We start from the raw sequence: 18,271 nt of genomic DNA, 5'->3' as shown, positions 1-18,271 counted from the left end.
TTTTTTGTGGCGCGGGCCAGGTACTTGTTATCCGGCCGTCTTGGCCGGGTGGAACTTCTGCTGGGCCGCGGTGAGGCCCTCCTGAAGAAGCAATTCGACGGCGTCGGCCGCCTCGTCCAGCAGGAACGGCAGTTCCTTTAGCTCTGCGGTTCCGAAATCGCGCAGCACGTAGTCGGCCGTGTCCATGCGGCCGGGCGGGCGGCCCACGCCTACCCTGACCCGGAGGTAGTCCTTGGTGGCGAGAGCCTTGGAGATGTCGCGCAGGCCGTTGTGGCCGCCTTCGCCGCCGCCGATCTTCAGTTTCACAGTATTAAAGGGGATGTCTATTTCATCGTGGACGGCCACCACGTGGTCTGGCGAAATCCCGTAGAAATTGGCCAGCGCAGATACCGGTCCGCCGGAGACGTTCATATAGGTCATGGGCTTGGCCAGCACCACGCGGGGGCCTCCGATGCCCAGGCGCCCTTCAACCACCTGGGCGCGTGCCTTGTGGCTCTTGAACCCCGCGCCTACCCGGCCCGCCAGTTCGTCGAGGACCATCTGGCCCACGTTGTGCCTGTTCCCTTGGTACTGGGCGCCGGGGTTGCCGAGGCCAACAATCAGCCAGGTATCAGTCATGGATCAATCCTAAGGTGGGTGGTCTTGCGGCTCGGGCTCAGGCATGGCAATGGCCGGACCCCGTGCGGGATCCGGCCATCGGCACAGCGTGCGGAGTGGCTACTCGGCAGCAGCTTCCTCGGCAGCGGGAGCTTCCTCGGCGGAAGCTTCGGCCTGCTCGCCCTCTTCCTCGGCGATTTCAACTTCCTCAGAGATGTTCACAACCAGTGCCTCGGCGTCGGTCAGCAGGACGACACCCTTGGGCAGCACGAGGTCGGACGCGTGGATGTGCTCGCCGGCGGCGCGGCCTTCGATGGAAACCTCGACGGCGGTGGGCAGGTGGGTTGCCTCAGCTTCGAGGGAGACGGTGGTCAGCTCGAGGTTGTGGACGGTGCCGGGAGCGGACTCGCCTGCAACGTGAACGGCAACGTCAACGGTGACCTTCTCGCCCTTGCGGACGGTCAGAAGGTCGATGTGCTCGATGATCTGCTTGATCGGGTCGCGCTGGATGTCCTTGACCAGGGCCAGGTGGCCTTCGCCATTGATGTCCAGGGACAGCAGGGCGTTGGCGGTGCGGACGGCCAGGGTGGTGGCCTTGGCGGGGAGGGTGATGTGGATGGGCTCTGCGCCGTGGCCGTAGATGACGGCGGGGATCAGGTTGGCCATCCGTGCACGGCGGGCGTAGCCCTTGCCGAATTCGGTGCGCAGTTCTGCTGCGAGCTTCTGCTCAGACATGGAATCTCCTTGAAGGCTAAACGGTGTTCAGCGAGGGCGGAGGTCTGGGATGACCTTCAACGCCGGGCGGCCGGGGCGGCCCAATCCAAGAAGGCTGTTCTTCATCTGAAGGACAGGTCAGACCCAGTCGATCACGGAGATCTGCGAGCCGTCGAAGCGGCTGCTCTCCCTCGCCAAGGTTTCGGGGTAAAGCTTACCAGTGCCGGCACCGTTTACTGAAAACGGTGCCGGCACAGGCTGGTGCTACGCGTTGCCGTCGAACAGGCTGGTGACCGAACCGTCGTCGAACACTTCACGGACGGCGCGGGCAATGAGCGGCGCGATGGACAGCACCGTCAGCTGCGGGAAGCGCTGCGACTGGTTCAGCGGCAGGGTGTTGGTGACCACCACTTCCCGCGCGCCGGACTCGGACAGGCGCTGTGCAGCGGGTTCGGAGAAGACGGCGTGCGTGGCGGCGATGATGACATCCTTGGCGCCGGCGTTCTTCAGTACCTGGACAGCACCGGAGATGGTTCCGCCGGTGTCGATCATGTCGTCGATCAGGACGCAGGTGCGTCCCTCGATCTGGCCCACCACGGTCTTGGACACGGCCTGGTTGGGGACGGTCAGGTCGCGGCTCTTGTGAACGAACGCCAGGGGCGCGCCGCCCAGGCGTTCCGCCCACTGCTCGGCGACGCGGACCCGGCCGGTGTCCGGGGAAACCACGGTGATGTTTTCGGCATCAACGCGGGTGCGGATGTAATCGGCCAGCAGCGGGATGGCCATCAGGTGGTCAACGGGGCCGTCGAAGAAACCCTGGATCTGGGAGGTGTGCAGGTCCACGCTCATGATGCGGTCCGCACCGGCGGTCTTGTAAAGATCAGCCACCAGGCGGGCGGAGATGGGTTCGCGGCCGCGGCCCTTCTTGTCCTGCCGGGCGTACGGGTAGAACGGCGACACCACGGTGATCCGCTTGGCGGACGCACGCTTCAGCGAATCGATCATGATCAGCTGTTCCATGAGGTGGTTGTTCAGCGGGGCGGGGTGGGCCTGGATCACGAAGGCATCCGTGCCGCGGACGCTTTCACCGGCGCGGACATAGATCTCGCCGTTGGCGAAGTCGTAGGCGTCCACCGGGAGGAGGTCGGTGCCGAGCTCCTTGGCGATTTCCCGGGCCAGCTCCGGATGTGCCCGCCCGGTGGCGAGCACCAGCTTCTTCTCGCCGTGCGCCGTAATTTCGCTCATTGTTACTTGCCCTCTTCTGTAGATGCCGGGGTACTTGAGGAGTTGTTGATGGCCGCCTGGGCCAGTTCGGCGGACCGGCTGCCGGGACGGTTGGCCGGGACCCACCCTTCGGTGTTGCGCTGGGCGGCGATGCTCAGCGCGAGCGCACCTGCCGGGACGTCCTTGCGGATCACCGCGCCGGCGCCGCTGTAGGCGCCGTCCCCCACGGTGACCGGTGCAACGAAGACCGTATTGGAACCTGTCCTGACGCCTGAGCCGATGACGGTGCGGTGCTTCTTCTCGCCGTCGTAATTGGCTGTGATGTTGCCGCAGCCGATGTTGGTGTCTTCGCCGATTTCAGCGTCGCCGGCGTAGCCCAGGTGGGACAGTTTGGAGCCGCGTCCGATGGTGACGTTCTTGGTTTCGTAGAAGGCGCCGATCTTGCCCTTTTCGCCAAGGACGGTGCCGGGGCGCAGATAGGTGAAGGGGCCGACGGCGGCGCGCGGGCCGATCACGGAGCCGGAGCCATGGGTGCGGATCACCGTTGCGCCTTCGCCCACCTCAACGTCGGTGAGGGTGGTGTCGGGTCCGACGACGGCGTCCCGGGCCACCGAGGTGGAGCCATGCAGTTGGGTGTTGGGCAGCAGGCGGACGTCCTCGTCCAGGGTGACGGAGGAATCGATCCAGGTGGTGGACGGGTCCACCACCGTCACGCCGGCGCGCATCCAGGCCTCCACGGTGCGCCGGTTCAGTTCAGCGCCGAGGGCGGCGAGCTGGACGCGGTCGTTGGCGCCCTCCACCTGCCACCGGTCAGCGGTGACGACGGCGGCAACGCGGCCGCCTGCCTCGCGGGCCAGTCCCAGCACGTCGGTGAGGTACTTCTCGCCCTGGGCGTTGTCGGTAGTGACCTTGCCGAGTGCTTCGCGCAGCACGGCGGCGTCGAAGGCGTAGATTCCGGAGTTGACCTCGCGGATCAGGCGCTCTTCGTCGGTGGAGTCCTTGTGTTCGCGGATGCCGGTGACGGTGCCGTCCTCCCCACGGAGGATGCGGCCGTAGCCTGTGGCGTCGTCCAGGACTGCGGTGAGCACGGTGACCGCGTTGGCTTCCCGTTCGTGGGTGGCGACCAGTTCGGCCAGCAGCCCGCCGGAGAGCAGCGGGACGTCCCCGTAAGTGACCACCACGGTGCCGGTGAGCTCTTCCTTGGCGTCCAGTGCCTGCAGCGCCACTTCCACGGCACGGCCGGTGCCGGGCACCTCGTCCTGGTCCACGATGGCCGCGGACGGATCAAGTTCCGCCACGTGACCGGCCACGAGGTCGCGTTCGTGGCGGACCACGATGGCGAGCTGGCGGGGTTCAATGCTGCGGGCGGCGAGGAGCGCGTGGCCCACCATCGAGCGTCCGCCGATTTCGTGGAGGATCTTGGGGGTACGTGACTTCATCCGGGTACCGGCACCTGCTGCCAATACGATGACTGCGGCCGGACCGGTGTTTTCAGGGATCACGTACGGATTCTCCTCGCTTTGTTGCGCTGGCGCTTCATGGTGTCCGGCCAACCTCCGCCGGCCCGGCACCGGGAGTTACCTGCTGAACTCCCCGCACAGCAGTTCCGCCCATAGGATTCGAACCTATACTCCACGGCTCCAAAGGCCGGGGTGCTGCCGTTACACCAGAGCGGACCATGCCTCCGGCACAAGGCCCGGGCACAAGTCCCTATTTTGCCACGGGTTCGGGGCAGCGCGCGACACACCCCCTGCCGACCGGGAGCCGGCGCTTCCCGGAGGCGGGAAAACAGGCCCGCCGGGGTAGGGCATGATGGAAATGTGAGCAACAACCCCCCGCGGACACGGATGACCGGCCTTCAGCGGCGGAACCAGCTGATCGACGTGGGGCGTGGCCTTTTCGCAGTCCGCGGACTGGACGGCACCACCATCGAAGAAATCGCCGCCTGCGCGGGCGTCTCGAAACCGGTGATCTACGAGCACTTCGGCTCCAAGGAAGGCCTCTACACCCAGGTGGTGGACTTCGAGTTCCACATCCTCCTGGACGCCATCAACACCGCACTGGCCGACGAAGCCAAGCCGCGCGTCCTGGTTGAACGCGCCGCCCTCGCCCTGCTCACATACATCGAGGACCGCACCGAGGGCTTCCGTATCCTCATGCGCGACGCTCCCCCGTCCCAGCCCGAAGGGGCCTTCTCCACCCTCCTGTCCCACGTCACCGCCAGGGTGGAGCACATCCTGTCCGACGAGTTCTCACGGCGCGGCTTCAGCGGCCAGGACGGCGCCATGTACGCCCAGATGCTGGTGGGTATGGTGGCCATGACCGGCCAATGGTGGCAGGACAGCCGCCAACCCGACAAGAACACCGTCGCGGCGCACCTGGTCAACCTCGCCTGGAACGGCCTGACCGGCCTCAAGAAGGACCCGGAGCTGCAGTCCGAACCCTGAGTTGTCACCTTCGTGGGCGGGGCACCTGTCCGACCCGCCACGCCGCCTTTGTCAGTCGCCGAGGAGCTCTGAGGCTTCGAGCCACTCCATTTCGAGGGTGTCCTTTTCGTCGGTGAGGTCCTTGAGCTGTTTGTTCTGGGTGGCGAGCTTGTCGAAGTCGCCGGCCTCGGTGGCCTTCAGCATCAGGTCGTGAAGCTTCTTTTCCTCTTGGTCGAGCTTCTTGATCTGCCGCTCGATCCGGTTGAGGGCCTTGCGGGCTTCACGCTTTTCCGCCTCGGAGGGGCCGGACCCTGCGGCTGCTGTTGCGCCCTGGCCTCCGGCGCTGGTGACGGGGTTTCCGCCGCCGGTCACGGTGGACCCGGCCAGGGCGGCTTCGCGGAGTTCAAGGTACTGGTCCACGCCGCCGGGCAGGCCACGGAGCTTGCCGTCGCCGAGGAGCGCCATCTGGTGGTCGGTGACGCGTTCCAGCAGGTAACGGTCGTGGCTGACTACCACCAGGGTTCCGGGCCAGCCGTCCAGGACGTCCTCGACGGCGGCCAGGGTGTCCGTGTCGAGGTCGTTGGTGGGCTCGTCGAGCATCAGGACGTTGGGTTCGCCCACCAGCAGCCGCAGAAGCTGCAGGCGGCGCCGCTCACCGCCGGAGAGGTCCCGGACCGGTGTCCACTGCTTCTGGTTGGTGAACCCGAGTTGCTCCACCAGCTGGCCTGCGGTGAATTCCTTGCCGCCCACGTTGAAGGAACGCTTCTCGCGCTCAATGACCTCGATCACGCGGAGGTCAGCGACGTCGTCGAGCTCCTTGACTTCCTGGGTGAGGACCGCGGTGACCACGGTTTTGCCGCGCTTCAGCTTCCCGGCGTCGGGGGCGATTTCGCCATTCAGGAGCTTCAGGAGCGTGGTCTTGCCGGCGCCGTTGACGCCCACCAGGCCCAACCGTTCGCCCGGGGCCAGGCGGAGGGTGATGTTGTCGAAGAGTTTCTTGCCGTCGTCGCCGCCCTGGAAGTTCAGCGAAACGTTTTCCAGGTCGAGGACGTCCTTGCCCTGGCGTGCGGTGGCCATCTTGCTCAACGCCATGGAATCACGCGGTGCGGGAACATCGGCGATGAGGGCGTTGGCCGCCTCGATCCGGAACTTCGGCTTGGCGGTGCGGGCAGGGGCTCCGCGGCGCAGCCAGGCGAGTTCCTTCTTGACCAGTTGCTGGCGCTTGCTTTCCACCACGGAGGCCATCCGGTCCCGCTCTGCGCGGGCAAGGACGTAGGCAGCGTAGCCGCCCTCGAAGGGGTCCACGATCCCGTCGTGCACCTCCCACGTCTTCGTGCAGATTTCATCGAGGAACCAGCGGTCGTGGGTGACCACCAGGAAGGCGCCCTGGTTGGCGCGCCAGCGGGATTTCAAATGCCGGGCCAGCCAGGCAACACCCTCCACGTCAAGGTGGTTGGTGGGCTCGTCGAGCATGATGACGTCGTGGTCCTCGATCAGGAGCTTGGCCAGGGCCACCCGCCGTTTCTGCCCGCCGGAGAGCGCATGGACGTTGGCGTGCCAGTCGACATCGGACACCAGGCCACCCATGACTTCACGGATTTGCGGGTTGCGTGCCCACTCGTAGTCGGCCTGGTCACCGACGATCGCCACGCCCACTGTCAGGTCGCCGTCGAGCACGTCGCTCTGGTCCAGGTAGCCGACGTTGACGTCGCCGCGTTTGGTGACGCGGCCGGAATCCGGGGTGGAGCGCAGGGCAAGCAGCCGCATCAGGGTGGATTTGCCGTCGCCGTTCCGGCCCACCATGCCGATGCGGTCGCCCTCCTCGAGTCCGAGCGTGACGCCGTCCAGGACTGTGCGGGTCGCAAAGGAGACCGTGAGGTTTTCGCCGCCAAGAAGGTGTGCCAAAAAGAACTGCTTTCTGCTGCCCGGATGGGCATTGCGCTGCTAGAGAAGGGTGTCGGAGATGATGCGGGCGCCGGGGACGGGTCCGTGGACGGCGAGGGCGGACAGGCCTTGGTGCTGCAGGTCTTCCGCCAGTGCTTCCGCTGCCACGGAGTCATCCGCGAGCAGGGCCACGGTGGGCCCGGAGCCGGACACGATGCCGGCGATGGCGCCATGCGATTCGCCGATGCCCAGCGTATCGCGCAGTGAGGGGGCCAGTTCAATGGAGGCCCGCTGGAGGTCGTTGACCAGGATGCGGCTCAGGGCGTCTGCGTCGCCGCCGCGCAGGGCGGCCAGGATGTTCGGGTCGACGCCGGTGGGCTCGTCCGCGTCTACGCCCTCCGCTTCCCGCAGCCTGTCCAGGGTCCGGAAGACTTCCGGTGTGGACAGTCCGAAATCAGCGGTAACCAGGACCCAGTGGGTCTTTGCCTTGGCGAGTGCCGGCGACAGCTGGTCACCAACCCCGAGCCCCACCGCCGTTCCGCCGAGCAGGGAGAACGGAACGTCGGCTCCGAGTTCGGCAGCAAGGTGTGCGAGCTCCTCCCGGGAGAGGCCGCTGTTCCACAATGCATCACAGGCCAGGAGCGTGGCGGCGGCGTCCGCCGATCCCCCGCCCATCCCGCCGGCCACGGGCACCCTCTTGGTGATTTCCAGGTGGACCCCTGTGGCATGTTCGGAAACGTCAGCCATGATGGCGGCGGCCCTGTAAGCCAGGTTGCTGGCGTCGAGGGGGATGTCGACGGCGTCAAGGTCAAGGGTGCTGTCCGGGCTCAGGCTCACAGTGATGCCGGGCGTCTCCGTGCTGGTGGCCGCGACTTCTTCATAGAGCGAGACAGCGAGGTAGACGCTGGCCACGGAATGGTAGCCATCAGGCCGGCGCGGCCCGACGTCCAGCGAGACGTTGATCTTTCCGGGAGCCTTGACCCGGACCGTCCGCGCAGCGAACCGGACGGCGGGGGTGTTCATGCGCCCGCTTCCTTGGCTTCAGCAATCCTGGCGAACGCCGCGATATCGATGACCTCACCGCGCGCGGTGGGGTCGACGCCGGCCGCCACCAGGCAGCGTTCGGCTTCCGCTCCTCCCCCGGCCCAGCCGCTGAGCGCGGCACGCAGGGTCTTGCGCCGCTGGGCGAAGGCAGCATCAATGACGGCAAAGACCTGCTGGCGGGTGGCGCTGGTGGCAGGCGGTTCGCGCCGGGTGAAGGCGACGAGTCCGCTGTGGATCTTGGGCGCGGGCCAGAACACGTTCATGCCGATCACGCCGGCTTTGCGCATCTGGCCGTACCAGGCTGACTTAACGGATGGAACGCCATAGGTCTTCGAGCCCGGACCGGCGGCCAGCCGGTCGGCTACCTCGTCCTGGACCATGACCAGGCCGTGCTGCAGGCTGGGGAAATGCTCCAGGAGGTGCAGGACCACAGGCACCGCAACGTTGTAAGGCAGGTTGGCCACCAGCGCCGTCGGTTCCACGGGAAGGTCCGTGACTTTCATGGCGTCAGCCTCGACGAGGTGGAAATTTCCGACGGCGGCCGGCCGCCATTCAGCCACAGTGGCCGGAAGCTTGGCGGCGAGGACGGGATCGATCTCCACAGCCACCACGGCCGCGGCGGCGTCCAACAGGCCCAGCGTGAGTGAGCCGAGGCCTGGACCGACCTCCAGGACCGTCTCATCGGCCCCGACACCTGCCGCCGCCACGATCCTGCGGATGGTGTTGCCGTCGATGACGAAGTTCTGGCCCAGGGTCTTGGTGGGCCTGACACCGATCTCCCCTGCCAGCCGGCGAATATCGGAAGCACCGAACAGCGGTGCGGGCGCGGCGGGGTTGGGTTCAGTCACCTAGGTATCCTATCCCGCGTGGCCGGACCGTTTCCGCCGGGGCGGCCGTGTTAACGGCCGAAGCCGGACCCGGAAAAATACCGGGCCCGGCTTCGGACGTGGACCATGCCAGTACGGGCTGGCAGCAGGTCAGTTAGCTGCTGGCTGCCCAGCCGCAGCCCCACGGCTGGAGGCCGCGCTGCGCGTAAACGCGGTTCGCGATGTCGATCTGCTGTGCTTTGGTGGCCAGGCTTGCGTTGGGGGCGTAGGCCCCGCCGCCGGCGCCGATCCAGGTCTGGATGTCGAACTGCAGGCCGCCGTAGTAGCCGTTGCCGCTGTTGATGCTCCAGTTTCCGGTGGACTCGCACTGGGCGATCTTGTCCCACATGGCTTCGTTCATCATGGCCGGCGCAGCAGCGCCGGTGTTGCTGCCGGCGGCCGGGGCCGCAGCGGCCTGGACAACGGGCTTTGCCTTGGTGCCGACCGTAACCTTCTCAGCGACGGGCTGGACGGCTACGGCTTCAGAGACGAGGGTGCGGGAGGCTTCACGGCCGTCCACGAGGACCAGCTTGAAGGTCTTCTCCAGCTTGCCGGCGGCGCCTGCCTGGGTAACTTCCTTCTCCCCCTTGAGCATTTCGGCGCTTTCGGTGGTCACCGTCTCGAAGGGAACGTCCTCAGTGGTTTTCGCCGTCTGTCCGTTATCAACCCGGGACACCTTGATCACCATGTTGTTGACGACGTGCGCGTTGGCAGGCTGGGAGGTGCGGTCGTTGGCGCCAATGGTCAGCCCGGCGCTCTCAAGCACGTCGCCTACGGTAGCCGCAGTGGTAGTGGTGGTGTTCACCTTGCCATCGGCGACGATGCTGACCGATTTGGGGGTGGAGATGGACACGAACGAGCCGGCGAGTGCGAGCTGCGCGTCCTTGGGGACGGAGAGCGATGAGGTGCTGGCCACGCCGAGTTCGGTGACCAGGCCCGCGACGTCCTGCGCGGTGGTACTGACCGTCTTCTCTGCTCCGTCGAGGCTGACCTTGACTTCCTTGGCCTGGTTGACGTTGATGACGGTCCCGTTGTGGACCGAAGCGTCGATGGCCGGGGAAACCCTGTCTGCGGGCTTCAGTTCGATGTTGGCACTCTTGACTACCTGGCCTACGGTTCCGCCGAAGGTCTGGACGGACGAGACCTTCCCATCAACGTTGAGCGTGATGGTTTTGTTATTGCCGACGAAGGCTACGAGCCCTGCTACCAGGGTGCAAAGCACCAGCAGCTGGGCTCCAACCTTGAAAAAGCTGATCTTGCCATCCGATGTGAAGAACTTGACCACGATTGCCCGTAACTTTAGGTCCATCCGGGCACGGGGATTTGCGCAATAAAATGCCCGGCACCGCCTTTGAGCAGCAGTCCGGGCACCTTTGCGCCGCCTGCTTCCCGCCAGCGGCCAGGACGGGACAGGGTCCCGGCAGGAGATGCTGAAAGGAAGCGAAATTACCCGTTGGCCTTCCCCGACCCCGGCTAATAGTTTTCCACTGTAACCGTAGCGTTATAAACGGGCCAACAAATTTACATACCACGTATGCCTTGAAGGTCACTCAATGTGACACTCCTCAGCTCCAGGATCCGTATGCCCGCACCGTATTCGAGCTGATGCGGGTGCACAACTCCGCGAGGTCCGCGCCTGTCAATTCAGCCATGGCACGGACGGTGTACGGCACCATGTAGCTGGCGTTGGGCCGGCCCCGATGGGGATGCGGGGTGAGGAACGGAGCGTCAGTTTCCACCAGGACGAGTTCCGGGTCTGCGACAGCGAGCGCGGACCGCAGGTTGGCCGCGTTCCGGAAGGTCAGTGTCCCGGCGAACGACATGTACCAGCCCTCGCGGTTGCAGATGGCGGCAAGCTCCTCGTCGCCGGAGAAGCAATGGAACACCACCCTGTCCGGAGCGCCCTCTTCTTCCAGGACCTGCACGACGTCGGCGTGCGCGTCCCGGTCGTGGATCTGGAGGGTCAGCTCCAGCCGTTTGGCGATGTCGATGTGCCGCCGGAATGAGTACCGCTGATGGGCCAGTCCCTCACCTTCCGTGCGGAAGAAGTCGAGGCCTGTCTCGCCAATGGCGCGGATGCGCGGGTGGGCTGCCAACTGTTCAATCTCGGCCAGTGCGTCTTCGAGCTCGCCGCGGTCCGCATAGCCGGGAGCATCATTGGGATGCAGCGCCACAGCGCCCAGCAACCGGTCATCCTGCTGCACCGCCTGCACTGTAAACCGCGACGATTCCAGGTCGCAGCCCACCTGGACTGCCCCCTGGACACCCACAGCGGCAGCAGCGTCCAGGGCTTCAGCTATTCCCACCGGCCCTTTGCCGTCAGGAAAATCAAGGTGCGTGTGGTTATCCATTACCGGTACAGGCAGCGGTTCGGGCGCGGGCGGATACTCCCGTTTCGGGGACACTGCGCCACTCTGGGAACCACCCGTTGAGGGTTCGCGGTAGGCATCGGGGGTCTGCGGACTGCACATCACTCCAGCCTAGCGGCGGAGCGCACCATGATTTCGCCGGAACTCTATGCCAGGCCAGGCAGTTGTGTTAGTAGTCTGGTGGGAGCACATGAGAACGCCCACCGACGGGCGAAGGCAGGCTTGCTGTCCCGTCCAGGCGAAACCCTGGCTGAAAGGTTGCCGATGGAATCTTACCGACGCACTGCCAACGATGTGAGCGCTGCGAACCGCAACCTGGCGGGCGTTTCCGATCCCGTCAGCCACCTGAACGGGCACCGTGCCGCCGCCATGGACGCTGACTCGTTCCACGACGCCAGCCAGCGGATCCTCAGCACTGTCAACACGGTGATCGACGGGAAGTCCGACGCCGCGGAACTGGCGTTGACCGTCCTGCTCGCCCAGGGCCACCTGCTGCTGGAGGACGTTCCAGGCGTCGGCAAGACCCTGCTCGCAAAAACACTTGCCAAGACCATCGACTGCACCGTCAGCCGCATCCAGTTCACGCCGGACCTGCTCCCCTCCGACGTGACCGGCGTGTCCATCTACAACCAGTCATCCCGGCTCTTCGAGTTCCGTCCGGGCGCGGTTTTTGCCAACATCGTCATCGGCGACGAGATCAACCGGGCGTCAGCGAAAACCCAGTCCGCCCTCCTGGAATGCATGGAGGAGCACCAGGTGACGGTGGACGGCACTTCCTACCGGCTCGACGAACCGTTCATGGTGGTTGCCACCCAGAATCCCATCGAGATGGAAGGCACCTACCCCCTGCCCGAAGCCCAGCGCGACAGGTTCATGGCCAGGATCTCCATGGGCTACCCGGACAAGGACGCCGAAATCGAGATGCTCGAAACCCATCAGGCGGCGTCCCCGTTGGCCAAAGTCTCAGCGGTGGTCACTGCTGCGGAGGTGGCGGCCATGATCACCACTGTCCAGCAGGTCTATGTCTCCCAGGCAGTGAAGGAATACACCGTGTCCGTTGGCCGGGCCACCAGGGAAAGCCAGCTGCTGCGGTTGGGGGCCAGCCCCCGGTCCATGCTGCAGTTGGTCCGCGCGGCGAAGGCGACCGCCGCCCTGGACGCCCGCGACTTCGTCCTCCCCGACGACGTCGTCCAAGTGGCCGAGGCCGTCCTGGCGCACCGGATCATCCTGGACCGCAAGGCGGCCGGCGCCGGCGAAACGGCGCACACCGTGCTGCAGGGCATCCTGTCGCGGCTCCCGGTTCCGCAGGCACCCGCAGGCGCCGGCTACACAGCGGGTGCGGGCACTGCCCCCGGAACGCGGAGCCAGTCCGCCCGGAACGCCGCGTCCGTGGCAGGTTCGGGCAGGAACCGCTAAGCGGTAAGCCATGGCCCTCCTGGACAGACTGCCCCAGCACCTCTTCACCGCACGGGGATGGGGCATGCTCGCTGCCGGGGGCTTTACCCTGGCCGCCGCCCACATCATGGGGCGCAGGGACCTCCTGACCCTCAGCATCCTGCTGCTGGTTCTCCCGTTGGTTTCGCTGGCCGGGATCCGGCTGGTGAAGCCCCGCTTCCGGGTGTACCGGGAGTTCCATCCTTCGCCGGTGGAAACGTCCTCCCCCACCACTGTGCGCCTTGCCGTGGCGCGGACAGGTGCAGGCAGTGGCAGGGCCAATATGGAAGAACGCCTGCCGCCGCGGTTCGGCTCTTCGCCCGCGTTCCGGTTCCCCTCGCGTACGGCCTCGGGCGGTACCAGCCGCTATGAATACCACCTGCGCTCGGAGCAGCGCGGCCAATTCCGCATCGGGCCGGTCACGGCTGAGTTCACGGACCCGTTCGGGCTGTCGCTGCACCGCCAGTCCATCGACGACGGCGACACGCTCACCGTGACGCCGGCCGCCGTCGTGCTCCCCGCAACCGGCCTGGCCGGCGCACGCGGGAACGACGGCGTGACGGCGACCAGGACCCGCGCCAACCCCAGCGACGACGACGTCATGACGCGCGAATACCGTCACGGCGACCCCATGCGAAGGGTCCACTGGGCAGCCACCGCCCGGCACGGCTCGCTGATGGTCCGCCAGGAGGAATCCGTCACGACGCCGGAGGCCACGATCATCCTGGACCACCGGTTCGGGGCATTCTCCAGCGGCTCCACCGCAGCCGGCGGTCTGGTGGGCCAGGCCGGCCAAGCCAGCCAGGACGGGCATTCCATGCTGACCAGCCGGACGTTTGAATGGTCGGTGGTGGCGGCCATGTCCATCAGCGCCCACCTCGCCGAGCGGAACTATGGCCTGCGCTTCCTGGACGTCCGCGGCGAGCCTGCATTCCTCCAGTCGCCCTCCGCGCCGGAGCCGGAGTCAGAGGAATACAGCGGCGCGTCAGGGCTGCAGTCCATCGCGGAGAGCCTCGCTGCCATCCAGCTGTCAGGGCCGCACCACGCCCGGACCAATGGCTTGTTCCGGCCGCCCGCCGGCCCGGGTTCCGCTCCGGCGCTGCTGCGCCCCCGCAGCCGCAGTGGCCAGGATGCAGGACCAGCCGCATTCGACGACAGTCTCATGGACAAGCTGTCCGCGCACCGCATGCGCGGGCCACTGATTGCGGTCCTCGGCCGCATCTCGCCCGAAGAGGCGGTCGCCCTGTCCCCGGCAGCAAGTTACGGAACCAACGCCTTCGCCGTCATCGTGGCTGAGAAACCCGAAGACTACTCCCCCGCGCTGGAGACCCTGAGGCAGGGCGGGTGGCGCGCCGTGGCCGTGCCGGCCTCCGTGGGCACCGCGGCCGCGTGGGGATCGTTCGACCAGGACGTGCCGATGCCCGCGCCGTCCAGTGACGCCAGCCGCGGCGCGGGGGTGGTCCGATGACCATGGCGCCGGCCCGGACTCCGCGAAAGGGTACCCAGTCAGCACCGAATGCCGGTACAAGGCCAGCCCGCGTGGGCGCGTACCCCTGGGCCATGGCCGCAGCGATCGTGCTGGCAGTCTGCGGGGCTGCCCTGTCCCTGAACGGGGTCCTGCGCGGTTGGGCCTGGTATTGGCCCGTGGCCACCACCGTCGGCGCGGTGGGCTTCACCCTCGCCGGGCTTCGGGCACTGCGCGCAGCGCCGCTGCTGGTCACCGCAGGCGGCTTCCTCTCGCTGGGGGCCATCCTCACACTGACGTTCTTCCGCGGGTCAAGCATTCTGGGGGTGATTCCCAGCGCCGCGACGTTTTCCGACGTCAACCAGCTGATTCGCCGCGCCAGCGAAACCGTCCTGTCGGAGACAGCTCCCGTTGCACCCAATGTGGGCATCGTCATGGTGATCTGCGCCGTCCTTGGACTGGCGGTGATCCTGGTGGATGCGCTGGCTGTCCCGCTCGGCATGCCGGCGGCCACCGGCATGGGGCTGCTGGCCATCTTGGTGGTACCGGCGATGATCAAACCGCAAAGCGTCGGTTTCTGGGGATTCACTGTGACGGTGGCCGGCTACCTGATGATCCTGGCCTGCAGCCAGTGGTTTGCCCCCGACTTCCGCAGCCAGGGCGGGACTGCACGGAACCCGGGGCAGCTTCGCCGGGCCGCCCTCACCGGTGCCGTGGCGCTGGCCGCCACCCTGGTGGTGCCGCTGGCTGTGCCGGGCTTCGACCAGGGCACCTTCCCGCAGGGCTCACGGCTCAATCCGTGGGGAACCGGAACCGGCCTGAATCCCATGATCACGCTGGGAAACAGCCTGCGGACACCGGACGGCAGCGGCCGGATCACCTACGCCACCAGTGCCACAGCTCCCCTGTATCTGAGGTCCGTCACCGTGGACCATTTCGACGGCGAATCCTGGGGACCGGACGACCGCACCGCATCACGGTTGCCACTGGGCGGACAGATCGACCCAGGGTATGCGGTCCTCGCCGACGAACAGCAACAGGTCACGGCCATTGACACCGGCACGTTCAGCAGCCCGTACCTACCGGCCCCTTACGCGCCGGAAACCGTCCGCGGCCTCAACGGCCGGTGGACCTGGGATCCCGCCACGCTGAGCATCAAGGGCTCCGACGCCACAGCCTCCCGGCGCCAGGAGTACGTGGTGACATCGTCGGTGCCCAATCTGACGGCCGCGCTGCTGGCGCAGTCGTCCGCTCCGGTGCGGGACGTCCCGGACGACTTCACGCGGATCCCCGGGAACGTGCCGGAGATCGTCCGGACCACCGCCGGGCGCGTGGCCGGTGCGGGTGCCACGCCATACGAGAAGGCCATGGCCATCCAGCGTTACCTGCGCTCATCGGAATTCACGTATTCCCTGCAATCGCCGGTACAGGGCGGCTATGACGGCAACGGATTGTCAGTCCTGTCCGACTTTCTGGAGCAGAAGAGCGGATACTGCATCCATTACGCCTCCGCAATGGCGGTGATGGCGCGGCTGGAGGGGATCCCCAGCCGGATCGCGGTGGGGTATGCGCCGGGCAGGCTGACCGGCGCCACGGTAACCGTGGCCGGTCAAGGCGAGCTTTCGGAGTACGAGGTGGACGCGCGGGATGCCCATGCCTGGCCGGAACTGTACTTCCAGGGGCTGGGCTGGGTGCCGTTCGAGCCCACGCCGTCCCGTGGCGTGGTACCGGGCTACGCAAGCGATGCCTCGTCCCCCGCAGCGCCAGGCTCCGTTGAGAACAATGATGACCTCGTCCCCGATCCCGCCCCGGTTCCGACACCGGCTCCCAGCGCCACCCCGGTGCCGGCGCCGGGGGTTGGCGGCGGAAGCACCGACGCCGGCGCACAGGTGCTTCCATGGCTGCTGGGAACGGGTGGCGTGCTGGGTTTGCTCCTGCTTGCGGCGTCGCCGCGGCTGGTGCGCGCCGGAATCCGTGCGCGGCGCCTCCGGCCGAGGAACCCCGGTGATGCCGTTCCGCTGGCATGGAGCGAGCTGCTGGACCTCGGCCGGGACTACGGGCTCCCGGCCGGCACCAGTGAATCACCGCGCGCCTACGCGTCGCGCCTACGCAGGTCGCTGCTGGGCGAGCCGGACGGCATGGATGAGGCGGCGCACCGTGCCGTTGCCGCCGTCACGGCGGCCTTTGAACGTCGCAGGTACGGCCGGCCGCCGGAGCAGCCTGACGGTCTCCCGAAACCCGACGCCGGCTTATCCGGCCGCGTTGCGGGTTCGCGTGGTGCCGCCGCAGCGCCCGGACCGTTGGGGCCGCTCGAGGATTCGCTGCGGGCCAACGCAACCCTGTTGCGGCGGTGGAGGGCAAGGTGGCTGCCGCCTTCCGTCATCGGCCGCCTGGGCAGGTGGGCCACCGCTCCGGTCAGGCTCGCGGGCCGCGCGTTGACGCGGCGCGCGGAGACCAACGCAGAAGCCGCCGTGCGCGCCCGGCCCAACGGGCCAGGGCAGACTGCGCACGGCGGCTTCCACGAGCAGGAAAGCAACTGACTGCGGCGATCCCGCCACGTTCGCCGGCCCTTTTCCGGCGGAGGGGATCAGCCGGCGTAGGGGTCGGCGATGCCGATGTACTGGGTGTAGAGGTACTCCTCGATGCCTTCGAGCCCGCCTTCACGGCCCAGGCCGGACTGCTTGACGCCCCCGAAGGGTGCCGCGGCGTTGGAAATCACGCCGGCGTTCAGGCCGAGCATGCCGGTTTCGAGCCGTTCACCCATCCGGATGCCCCGGTTGAGGTCCTTGGTGAAGACGTACGCCACCAGGCCATATTCGGTGTTGTTGGCCAGGCGTACGGCGTCGTCCTCGCTGGAGAACGTGATGATGGGGGCTACCGGGCCGAAGATCTCTTCCGACAGGATCCGGGTGCCCTCGGTGACGCCGGCGAGGATGGTGGGCTGGTAGAAGTAGCCCGGGCCGTCCACCGGCGCGCCGCCCAGGACAGCCTTCGCGCCGGAGGCAACGGCGTCGGAAACCAGTTCGTGCACCTTGTCCCGGCTCTTGGCATCGATCAGCGGGCCCACTTTGGACTCGGGCTCGGTGCCGCGGGCGGTGGTCATCTCCTTCATCTTCGCGGCGAACTTCTCCGCGAATTCGGTGGCCACGGATTCGTGCACGATAAACCGGTTGGCAGCGGTGCAGGCCTCACCCATGTTGCGCAGCTTGGCCAGCATGGCACCGGCGACGGCCGCATCCAGGTCAGCATCGTCGAAGACGACGAACGGAGCGTTGCCGCCGAGCTCCATCGAGGTCCGGAGCACGGTTTCTGACGCATCGGAAAGCAGCCGGCGGCCCACTTCGGTGGATCCGGTGAAGGAAAGCTTCCGCAGCCGGGCATCCTTGATCAGCGGACCGGTCGTGGCACCGGCGGTGGAGGTCGGAATGACGTTCAGGACACCGGCGGGCAGCCCGGCTTCCTGCATCACGGCCGCGAACAGCTGCGACGTCAGCGGCGTCAGGTTGGCCGATTTCAGGACCATGGTGCAGCCGGCGGCAACGGCCGGCGCGATCTTGCGGGTGGCCATGGCCAGCGGGAAGTTCCACGGCGTGATCAGCAGGCACGGGCCAACGGGCTTCTTGGTTACCAGCAGGCGGGATTTGCCGTCCGGGGCCACGGAGTAGCGGCCGAACGCGCGGACAGCTTCCTCGGAGAACCAGCGCAGGAACTCTGCACCGTAGGTGACCTCGCCGCGGGCCTCGGCCAGGGGCTTGCCCATCTCCATGGTCATCAGCAGCGCGAAGTCCTCGGCACGCTCAGTCACAAGCTCGAAAGCCCGGCGCAGGATCTCCCCACGCTCCCGCGGCGGAACCTTTGCCCAGGACTCCTGCGCAGCCACCGCAGCGTCCAGGGCCGCGGCACCATCCTCGGCGCCGGCGTCGGCAATGCTCAGCAGCACCTTGCCGGTGGCGGGATCCTCGACGTCGAACGTCTTGCCGGAAGCGGCATCACGCCACTCGCCATTGATCAGCAAACCGGTGGGAACGGAGGCCAGAAGCCGGCTTTCACGGTCGGCGGTAACAGCGGCCTGTGCAGTAACAGTCACGATGACTCCCTCGTCAGTAGGGTTGTGGCGGCCATGGTGTCCTGCCGTAGAGGCGGAGCGTCGGAGGCCGATTAACTGTCACACTACTGCGGGCACGAAGGAGGGGTCTACGCTCCGGCGCACTGCCCAATAACGGGTTTACTGTGCAGCTGCACAGCACT

The 18,271-nt window shown here is 66.9% G+C and carries 14 protein-coding genes and 1 tRNA gene; 4 read left to right on the top strand and 11 right to left on the bottom strand.

The genetic code is table 11. From position 1 onward, the window contains the following. Positions 1–27 precede the first annotated feature (27 nt). The 5 genes from pth to ACHL_RS06465 all read right to left on the bottom strand — a co-directional run bounded on the left by pth (position 28) and on the right by ACHL_RS06465 (position 4,211). Complete coding sequence (gene pth / locus ACHL_RS06485; protein ID WP_015936504.1) at positions 28–618, bottom strand: aminoacyl-tRNA hydrolase; 591 nt, start codon at positions 616–618, stop codon at positions 28–30. A 99-nt stretch (positions 619–717) separates the two neighbouring features. After that, positions 718–1,332, bottom strand: a complete 615-nt coding sequence (locus ACHL_RS06480; protein WP_015936503.1) for a 50S ribosomal protein L25/general stress protein Ctc — start codon at positions 1,330–1,332, stop codon at positions 718–720. Positions 1,333–1,575: 243 nt separating this feature from the next. After that, on the bottom strand, positions 1,576–2,556 hold the full coding sequence (locus tag ACHL_RS06475) for a ribose-phosphate diphosphokinase (RefSeq protein WP_015936502.1): 981 nt from the start codon (positions 2,554–2,556) through the stop codon (positions 1,576–1,578). 2 nt (positions 2,557–2,558) lie between these two features. Then, positions 2,559–4,037: a bifunctional UDP-N-acetylglucosamine diphosphorylase/glucosamine-1-phosphate N-acetyltransferase GlmU gene (gene glmU, locus ACHL_RS06470; RefSeq protein ID WP_015936501.1), complete on the bottom strand. Its 1,479-nt coding sequence runs from the start codon at positions 4,035–4,037 to the stop codon at positions 2,559–2,561. Between the two features lie 102 nt (positions 4,038–4,139). Beyond that, positions 4,140–4,211: transfer RNA gene (locus ACHL_RS06465), tRNA-Gln, on the bottom strand. A 144-nt stretch (positions 4,212–4,355) separates the two neighbouring features. Between ACHL_RS06465 and ACHL_RS06460 the strand changes: the two genes are divergently transcribed. Further along, positions 4,356–4,982: a TetR/AcrR family transcriptional regulator gene (locus ACHL_RS06460; RefSeq protein WP_050767076.1), complete on the top strand. Its 627-nt coding sequence runs from the start codon at positions 4,356–4,358 to the stop codon at positions 4,980–4,982. Between the two features lie 51 nt (positions 4,983–5,033). Here ACHL_RS06460 and ACHL_RS06455 read toward each other — a convergent pair whose 3' ends face one another. The 5 genes from ACHL_RS06455 to ACHL_RS06435 form a co-directional block, all read right to left on the bottom strand. Then, the gene (locus ACHL_RS06455) at positions 5,034–6,866 is read right to left on the bottom strand and encodes an ATP-binding cassette domain-containing protein (RefSeq protein ID WP_015936499.1); all 1,833 of its coding nucleotides are present in this window, start codon (positions 6,864–6,866) and stop codon (positions 5,034–5,036) included. Between the two features lie 39 nt (positions 6,867–6,905). Next, complete coding sequence (locus tag ACHL_RS06450) at positions 6,906–7,868, bottom strand: 4-(cytidine 5'-diphospho)-2-C-methyl-D-erythritol kinase (RefSeq protein WP_015936498.1); 963 nt, start codon at positions 7,866–7,868, stop codon at positions 6,906–6,908. After that, on the bottom strand, positions 7,865–8,737 hold the full coding sequence (rsmA, locus tag ACHL_RS06445; protein WP_015936497.1) for a 16S rRNA (adenine(1518)-N(6)/adenine(1519)-N(6))-dimethyltransferase RsmA: 873 nt from the start codon (positions 8,735–8,737) through the stop codon (positions 7,865–7,867). Before rsmA ends, ACHL_RS06450 begins: the two co-directional genes overlap by 4 nt. A 133-nt stretch (positions 8,738–8,870) precedes the next feature. Further along, positions 8,871–10,064: a resuscitation-promoting factor gene (locus ACHL_RS06440; RefSeq protein ID WP_015936496.1), complete on the bottom strand. Its 1,194-nt coding sequence runs from the start codon at positions 10,062–10,064 to the stop codon at positions 8,871–8,873. Between the two features lie 256 nt (positions 10,065–10,320). Continuing rightward, positions 10,321–11,226 (bottom strand): TatD family hydrolase, encoded by a 906-nt coding sequence (locus ACHL_RS06435; RefSeq protein ID WP_015936495.1) that lies wholly within the window; start codon positions 11,224–11,226, stop codon positions 10,321–10,323. 162 nt (positions 11,227–11,388) lie between these two features. On the opposite strand from ACHL_RS06435, the gene ACHL_RS06430 reads away from it, so the two are divergent. From ACHL_RS06430 to ACHL_RS06420, 3 genes are read left to right on the top strand one after another with little or no spacing between them, the layout of a single operon-like run. After that, positions 11,389–12,540 carry an AAA family ATPase gene (locus tag ACHL_RS06430; RefSeq protein WP_015936494.1) on the top strand — a complete coding sequence of 384 codons (1,152 nt, stop codon included), beginning with the start codon at positions 11,389–11,391 and terminating at the stop codon, positions 12,538–12,540. A gap of 10 nt (positions 12,541–12,550) precedes the next feature. Continuing rightward, entirely contained in the window at positions 12,551–14,026 is a 1,476-nt protein-coding gene (locus tag ACHL_RS06425; RefSeq protein WP_015936493.1) for a DUF58 domain-containing protein, read from the top strand. Then, positions 14,023–16,563 (top strand): DUF3488 and transglutaminase-like domain-containing protein, encoded by a 2,541-nt coding sequence (locus ACHL_RS06420; protein ID WP_015936492.1) that lies wholly within the window; start codon positions 14,023–14,025, stop codon positions 16,561–16,563. Before ACHL_RS06425 ends, ACHL_RS06420 begins: the two co-directional genes overlap by 4 nt. A 47-nt stretch (positions 16,564–16,610) precedes the next feature. On the opposite strand, the gene ACHL_RS06415 is transcribed toward ACHL_RS06420, so the two are convergent. Beyond that, on the bottom strand, positions 16,611–18,110 hold the full coding sequence (locus ACHL_RS06415) for an NAD-dependent succinate-semialdehyde dehydrogenase (protein ID WP_015936491.1): 1,500 nt from the start codon (positions 18,108–18,110) through the stop codon (positions 16,611–16,613). Positions 18,111–18,271 lie beyond the last annotated feature (161 nt).

Origin of the sequence: Pseudarthrobacter chlorophenolicus A6, assembly GCF_000022025.1 — a bacterium.
GTDB classification, from domain to species: Bacteria; Actinomycetota; Actinomycetes; order Actinomycetales; family Micrococcaceae; genus Arthrobacter; species Arthrobacter chlorophenolicus.
Note: the sequence above shows the minus strand (reverse complement) of the source record. Positions and strands in the feature narration are given on the sequence as shown.